This window comes from Bartonella sp. AC535YNZD (assembly GCF_042196625.1).
In the GTDB taxonomy this organism is placed as follows: Bacteria; Pseudomonadota; Alphaproteobacteria; order Rhizobiales; family Rhizobiaceae; genus Bartonella.
Genome location: NZ_JBHIQP010000082.1, coordinates 1 through 692 on the forward strand (window position 1 = coordinate 1; position 692 = coordinate 692).

Genomic DNA, 692 nt, shown 5'->3' on the forward strand with positions numbered 1-692 from the left:
GCAATATCTTTATCTTTGTCGCTTTCTTTTACCACAATCATTGGTTCAAGATTGGCTACATTTAAACTATAATCATCCCTTCCCCATTCGCATTTTTCCAATACTGCACGGGGGATTTTTGTAAGTGTAAGATTCTCAAAGGATGATGATTTTGTATCAAAGGCTGTACAACAAATCAGCAGGGTCCGATGAGAGCCCACTTCTTCGCTCATGATACGGAGTTGTTCATGGGTCATGGCGCTCGTTGTGACATAAATATAATCCGTTTCCGTTGAATACCCCTGCATCCAATAATGATTTTCATCCGGCGCATAGGTAAATCCCATATGTTTGCACATAGCTTCTGAAAGCATCGCAGCATTATATTCGCGACTAATAATCCATTGTCCCCATGGATCTTTCTGCAACAGAGAAGGTGCAAGGCGATAATAGCGAAATCCACCGCCGCCTTGCCAATTGACACTTTTAGAAATTCCCCCTTGATCAGTTCCATCAATTACTTGTTTTAAACGAGGAATAATGTGCGTATGACAATGCTCACCGAGTTCAATCATAATCCACCTGCGGCCCATTTTATGAGCAACGGCACCGGTCGTACCAGAACCAGCAAAAGAATCCAATACAAGATCACCAGAGTTGGTGGCAAGTTGAATGATGCGTTCCATTAATCGCTCGGGCTTAGGAGTTGTAAA

General features: G+C 42.6%; 1 protein-coding gene. It reads right to left on the minus strand.

Annotated elements, in window-relative coordinates; translation table 11 throughout:
• The coding region (locus tag ACFIM8_RS09285; protein ID WP_375614850.1) for a DNA methyltransferase at window positions 1-692 on the minus strand (692 nt) is incomplete at both ends.